The 6,472-nt window shown below is 38.5% G+C and carries 7 protein-coding genes; all 7 read left to right on the top strand.

Annotated elements, in window-relative coordinates; translation table 11 throughout:
- A partial coding sequence (locus F6K22_RS27225) for a DUF1499 domain-containing protein (RefSeq protein ID WP_293105292.1) occupies positions 1-316 on the top strand: 316 nt, incomplete at its 5' end.
- Positions 317-641: 325 nt separating this feature from the next.
- Positions 642-1,607, top strand: coding sequence for an ROK family protein (locus tag F6K22_RS27220; RefSeq protein WP_293105290.1), 966 nt, complete (start codon positions 642-644; stop codon positions 1,605-1,607).
- 200 nt (positions 1,608-1,807) lie between these two features.
- Positions 1,808-2,137 (top strand): 2Fe-2S iron-sulfur cluster-binding protein, encoded by a 330-nt coding sequence (locus F6K22_RS27215; RefSeq protein ID WP_293105287.1) that lies wholly within the window; start codon positions 1,808-1,810, stop codon positions 2,135-2,137.
- Positions 2,124-2,561, top strand: coding sequence for a hypothetical protein (locus F6K22_RS27210; RefSeq protein ID WP_363274532.1), 438 nt, complete (start codon positions 2,124-2,126; stop codon positions 2,559-2,561). The genes F6K22_RS27215 and F6K22_RS27210 overlap by 14 nt, the downstream gene beginning before the upstream one ends.
- Positions 2,562-3,333: 772 nt before the next feature.
- Positions 3,334-3,867, top strand: coding sequence for a bidirectional hydrogenase complex protein HoxE (gene hoxE, locus F6K22_RS27205; RefSeq protein WP_293105284.1), 534 nt, complete (start codon positions 3,334-3,336; stop codon positions 3,865-3,867).
- 310 nt (positions 3,868-4,177) lie between these two features.
- On the top strand, positions 4,178-5,803 hold the full coding sequence (locus tag F6K22_RS27200) for a NuoF family protein (RefSeq protein WP_293105282.1): 1,626 nt from the start codon (positions 4,178-4,180) through the stop codon (positions 5,801-5,803).
- A 388-nt stretch (positions 5,804-6,191) separates the two neighbouring features.
- The coding region (locus F6K22_RS27195) for a 2Fe-2S iron-sulfur cluster-binding protein (protein WP_293105280.1) at positions 6,192-6,472 on the top strand (281 nt) is incomplete at its 3' end.

Below are 6,472 nucleotides of genomic sequence, written 5' to 3'. Positions count from 1 at the left end.
TAGTCAAGATGCACAACATGGTATTGCCTCTCTGAGTTATGACTCTGAACCAGAAAAAGCGATCGCTAACCTCAAACAAATAATTGAATCAATGCCTCGTACTAACATTGTTAAAGAAGATGAAAATTATTTGTATGCTGAATTTACCAGTAAAATAATGGGATATGTGGATGATGTAGAATTTTATGTAGATGAAGAAGCTAATGCTATTCAAGTGCGTTCCGCTTCCCGTTTAGGAGAAGGCGATCTAGGTGTTAACCGGGAACGAGTCGAAACTATTAGGGAAAAACTGAACGAACTCAAAACCAATACTTAGGAAGCTTTCAAATTTAGTAGTGGTGTGTCTAGTGCCGCTACGGGGAAGTTAAAAGTATTGGTTAGTAAGGCTTTTAGGATTTTGTAACTGGTCAGTTATTTCCGCCATCCTGCACTAAGGGTAAAACCAAACCCCCTAACCCCCTTCCCTGGTAGCGTTGGGGGAGAAACCCCCCTCTCCTAAAAGGAGAGGGGTTGGGGGAGAGGTCTATTAGACATCTCCAATAATAAAAAATCAAATCAATTATTTTCCCCTACTCCCTACTCCCTACTCCCTACTCCCTACTCCCTCTTTTCTGGAGAGGTCTATTATTATTTATATTCTGATGACAAACAAAATTTTAGCACTTGATTTCGGTGGCACAAAGTTAGCAGCAGCAGTCGTCAATGTTGGTGAAAGAAACTGGCAAAATTATCAAAAAACTCTCTCACCACCCAATGCTTCTGCTCAGACAGATATTGAAATTATCCGAACCCTTTCCCACAAACTCCTCAAAGGAGAAAACCCTGCTGCTATAGGGGTAAGTTTTGGAGGTCCCGTTGATGCCAATACAGGAACAGTGCGTCTATCCCACCATGTCAAAGGTTGGGAAAATATTCCTCTACAGAAAATCTTAGAAACAGAATTTAACGCTCCCACTGTAGTTGATAATGATGCCAATGTAGCAGCAATGGGAGAATATCGTTTTGGCGCTGGTCATGGTTATGATAGTTTACTTTATATTACCATAAGTACAGGCGTGGGTGGGGGTTGGATTATTAATGGCAAATCTTGGCGCGGTGCGCAAAGTATGGCAGGGGAAATAGGTCATGTCACAGTCGATCCAATTGGTCCGCTTTGTCTTTGTGGGAAACGCGGTTGTGTGGAAAGGTTGGCATCAGGTCCTTATATTGCGCAACAGGTAAAGGAATGGTTGCAAGATCGACCGACAGAAGGGCAAATTTTGCGGGGTTTGGTAAATAACGATCTAGAAACGATAACTGCTCAGAAGGTTAGTGAGGCAGCTATTCAAGGTGATGAAATTGCTGTTAAGGCAATTTCGTTGGCTGGTTGGGGGCCAGGAGTAGGTATTGGTAATGTGGCTAATTTAGTTAATCCCGAACGGTTTGTTTTAGGTGGTGGAGTGACGAAGGCGGGTAAATTATTATGGGAAACTGTGCAACGGGTGGCTAGGGAAACTGCTTTACCAGAGGTGAGTTTTGAAATTGTACCTGCTGCATTAGGTGATGAAGCTCCTTTATGGGGGGCAGTAGCATTAGCCGAGGATTTATTGTTGACAAAGGTATTATAATAGAAGTTTAATTAATTCTGATATAGGGGTTAAGAGATTCTTGCTCCTCTCAAATTTAGTCACAGTTAGAATTTAAATTCTAACTTCTGCTATAAGTGGGTGTTTTCCCATTAAGTTAATATTTGATTATAGTGAAAAAATAAGGTCTCAAGACTCCTAAAGAAGGATAAGATACTGATAACTAATAACTAATAACTGAAATGACTATTTATCAAGTTCGTTTGCTCAACCCAGAAATAGGTTTAGATCAGACTATTGAAGTACCAGAAGATGAATATATATTAGATATTGCTGAAGATTATGGAATTCTTTTACCTTATGGATGTAGGCAAGGAAATTGTTCTGGTTGTTTGGGAAAATTGATAAGTGGTGAAGTTGACCAAAGTGAGCAAAAGTTTTTGCGTTCGGAGGAAAAAGAAGCTGGTTATATTCTTACTTGTGTAGCTGTTCCTTTGTCTGATTGTACTGTCTATACTCACCAAGAACAGGTTTTATATAAATCCTCTCTTTATAAGTATGATGATAAATAGATTTATTTACGAAAATTCGGTTTCCTATCAAGGTTATTTAATTATTCCTTATGTATTAGCGATCGCTAACGATATTCCAATTTATTCATATAAGTTATTATCAGATTTAGGACATAAGGGGAATTTTCACCAGGGGGAAAATCTTACAGGTTTTTATACTAATAGCATTGAGCAAATCATTAAAGTTGCTCAATCGCATTTATATGAAAATTCGGATGTGAAATCTCATCGTGACTATTTTAAGTTGAGATACGTTTATGATGATAATTTAATTATTATTCATCAAGAGGCTGATAAGTTTTTTTACGACCATTATAAACCTGAGAGTTTGACTAATATTGCTGCTCCGAAAATTTTTCAGTCTGAATATGAATGTATTAATTGGGTAAAAGCTGGACTCGATAGAGCTAAAACAAAAGGTTAATTGGCGTTACATAATCTAGATATGAATTATAAATATTCACCCCCTTTAAGTAAGTAGGTTAGCATAAATAAAGCAATAACTGTAGGGCGGGTTTTTAGGACTAATATCATATCCAGATAATCAACAATAAAACTAGGTTTCGCTTTGCGTTTCATGTCATGTTTCATGTCGGCGACAGCCGAAAAGCGAAACAAAAAGTTTTTGTTTGTAATAGGGATTTAGCCCTAATAGACATCTGGTGATAATCAAAAATAAAATCAATTACAATTATAGGGAAGAAATAATCAATTCTTTCTCCCTAATCCCTACTCCCTCTTTTCCGGAGACGTCTAACATAGATAGGGCTGAGAGCTATACTACGAACTTTAATTATAACTATTCAAGCGGAAATGTTATAAATTTTAAATATCAAGGCTTTCGGTTAAGCCCGCTCCTATAATACTCCCTAACCACACAAATCATATTCACGCTTGAGCTTTTATCCATGGTATAAAAACATATAATTTATATTACCAAATTTAGGGAATATTTGTTAAATATTTAGTTTTTTCTTAAATTTATTTAAACAATCAAAAAGTTGTTTATTAAATAAGATAAACAAGATTGTTATAATATGTAAATTAAGTTCTCCTAGAAAACAGGAATATGCAACAATTATAAAGAAAGTAAAATTATAACTTAAGTATCAAGAAACAGACAGTAAAAAAAAGGTAAATATAGGCTATTATTTAGAAGCAAATACCAATAAAAGTAAGCTTAGGGAGATTCATACATGGAAACTGCCATAAAAGATACTAAAAGTAAAGATTCTCAACAAGTAAAAAAGGGTCATCCCAGTGGCGATCAACGCTTCAAACAGTTAGATATTACAATGAAGCGGAATCAATATCGCCAAGATTCTTTGATTGAGGTATTGCATAAAGCCCAGGAAACATTTGGCTATTTAGAAACAAATGTTTTGACCTATGTAGCACGAAGTTTAAAGTTACCATTAAGTAGAGTTTATGGAGTTGCAACTTTTTACCATCTTTTTTCAGTTAAATCTAATGTCGATACCGCTCATACTTGTGTTGTATGTATGGGTACTGCTTGTTATGTAAAAGGTGGTGGAGAAGTAGTTAAAGCATTAGAAAAAGAACTAGAAATCACAGTAGGAGGAACAACCCCTGATAATCAAATTTCTCTGATGGCTGCCCGTTGTATGGGAGCTTGTGGAATTGCACCTGCAGTAGTATTTGATGGTAGGGTTGCAGGTAAACAAACTCCAGAAACAGTTATGGAAAAAATTAAAGATTGGCAGGAATAAATTAAGTCAAAAGTAAAACTTTTAAATCTCAAAGTTTTTGTTTGTAGTTGGGCTTTAGCCCGAATATTAAGTAAATTTTTGTTTATATAAATGCTGAAAGCCAGAAAAAAATATAGTTGTGACACTAGAATATTTAGTCAGTGGGAAGAAATAAATTTTGTGATATGAAGACTAAGAAAAACTATTTTCCCTAACTACTAAACTTTCTCTTTTTACTGACTTAAAAGTAAAGTTCAGCCAAAAAAAGCAAACAAAGCTAACTGCCGATCGCTGACTGTTAATAGCTACAAAAAAGAGAGGAAAAGAAAATATGGACTATCAAGAATTGCTCGACATTGCCGAAGCAGAAAAAAACAGGCAAAAAAGTATTCGGGTTCACTGTTGCACGTCTACAGGTTGTCAAGCTTCTAACTCTGTAGAAATTATGAAAAATATGAAGAATGCAGTCAAAACACTTGGTCTAGAATATCGCGTCCAAGTAGTAGGAGTAGGTTGCATGGGAGCTTGCGGACGCGGACCCCTAGTACAAATAGACCCTAATGACATCCTCTACGAAGAAGTAAAACTAGAAAATGCAGCTAGCATTATTGATGCACTCAATGGCGGTACAACTGAAGCTATCAAAGGCGATTCCCAGCACCCTTTCTTTTCGCACCAACTCCGCATCGTCAGGGAACACACAGGAAAAATTGACCCCGAACGCATCGAAGAATACATAGCAGTCGGTGGATATCAATCTTTATATCACGCTATACATGAAATGTCTCCTAGTGAAGTCATGAACGAAATTACTCGTAGTGGGTTGCGGGGTAGAGGAGGTGGCGGTTATTCCACTGGTTTAAAATGGGCAACAGTTGCCAAAATGCCAGAAGGTCAGAAATATATGATCTGCAATGGTGATGAAGGAGACCCCGGTGCATTTATGGATCGGAATGTATTAGAAAGCGACCCCCATTTAGTATTAGAAGGAATGGCGATCGCTGCTTATGCTGTTGGAGCAAATCATGGTTTCATCTACGTTCGCGCTGAATATCCCCTCGCCATCCAACGTTTACAAAAAGCTATTAAACAGGCAAAAAAATACGGACTCTTAGGCAGTCAAATATTCGACTGTCCGTTTGACTTCAAAATCGATATCCGCATCGGTGCTGGTGCCTTTATCTGTGGAGAAGAAACTGCCCTCATTCAATCAGTAGAAGGCAAACGTGGCAACCCAGTCCCCCGTCCGCCATATCCTGCTCAGTCCGGTCTTTGGGGTTGCCCGACTCTGATTAATAACGTGGAAACCTTTGCCAACATTGCTCCTATTATTAAAAAAGGTGCAGACTGGTATGCTAATATTGGTACCAAAGACAGCAAAGGTACAAAAATCTTCGCTCTCACAGGTAAAGTCCGCAATAATGGTTTAATTGAAGTACCTATGGGAATTACCTTACGAGAAATAGTAGAAGAAATGGGTGGAGGTGTTCCTGATGGAGAGGTTAAAGCGGTGCAAACAGGGGGACCTTCTGGTGGCTGTATTCCTGCTTCCATGCTTGACACTCCTGTAGATTACAAATCTCTCAGCAGTGTGGGTTCCATGATGGGTTCCGGTGGTATGGTTGTCATGGATGAGGAAACGAGTATGGTAGAGGTAGCGCAGTTTTATATGGACTTTTGTCGTGGCGAAACTTGCGGAAAATGTATTCCTTGTCGCACTGGTACTGTGCAATTGTACGCTTTGCTGAGTAAGATTCTGAACAAACAGGCGACTTCTCTTGATTTGGAACGGTTGGAAGAGTTGTCATATTTGGTTAAAGATACTAGCTTGTGTGGTTTGGGAATGACTGCTCCTAATCCGGTTTTGAGTACGTTGCACTATTTTAAGCAAGAATATCTCGATTTATTGCAGGAATCAGAATTTAATAACGGTAAAGTTGTCACTGCTGCTCATTAAATGTAGGGGCGAATGGCCTAAATTTCATTAATTGATAATTGATAATGGCGAACTTGATAATTACAAGAAGGTTAAAACCTTTCGGGAATTGAAGATTGGGAAATATCATTTCTTCTCTTGCTCGATTGGATATGGCTAGGTTTCCTCAGCATCCCATCCTAAGGAATGCCCCGCTTTCCGACCGCTCTCTTGGTTGATTGGAGGCAAGCGAGGGGACCTCGCCATCCCTCAACCGCTTTTTTCCCCTATCCAAGGGGAGGCGCATACCCACAATTATTTAATTAACAATTAATAATTCGGTAAGGGCGAATGGCCATTCGCCCCTACTAAGGTAAATATTCTGATTTTTTAAATTAGGCATCGTTATAGACCAGGAGGAGAACAAAATATGTCAGTAAAAACGTTAACTATTGATGGTAATCAAATTGCAGTTGAGGAGGGAACTACTATTCTGGAAGCTGCGAAGGAAGCGGGGGTTCATATTCCTACTCTTTGTCATTTGGAGGGTGTCACCAATATTGGAGCTTGTCGTTTGTGTCTGGTAGAAATTTCTGGGATGAGAAAGTTATTACCTGCTTGCGTGACCGAGGTTGCGGAGGGAATGGAAATAGAGACTCAGACTCCGAAGTTGCAAGAATATCGGCGAATGTTGGTGGAGTTAATATTTTC

This window comes from Okeania sp. SIO2F4 (genome assembly GCF_010672385.1).
In the GTDB taxonomy this organism is placed as follows: Bacteria; Cyanobacteriota; Cyanobacteriia; order Cyanobacteriales; family Microcoleaceae; genus Trichodesmium.
The sequence above is the reverse complement of the archived record's forward strand: the minus strand, read 5'-3'. Positions and strand labels throughout refer to the sequence as shown.

Excerpts from the sequence above, each read along its gene's own strand:
- F6K22_RS27210 (WP_363274532.1), top strand. The coding sequence starts at position 2,124 with ATGATGATAAATAGATTTATTTACGAAAATTCGGTTTCCTATCAAGGT.
- F6K22_RS27215 (WP_293105287.1), top strand. The coding sequence starts at position 1,808 with ATGACTATTTATCAAGTTCGTTTGCTCAACCCAGAAATAGGTTTAGAT.
- hoxE (WP_293105284.1), top strand. The coding sequence starts at position 3,334 with ATGGAAACTGCCATAAAAGATACTAAAAGTAAAGATTCTCAACAAGTA.
- F6K22_RS27220 (WP_293105290.1), top strand. The coding sequence starts at position 642 with ATGACAAACAAAATTTTAGCACTTGATTTCGGTGGCACAAAGTTAGCA.
- F6K22_RS27200 (WP_293105282.1), top strand. The coding sequence starts at position 4,178 with ATGGACTATCAAGAATTGCTCGACATTGCCGAAGCAGAAAAAAACAGG.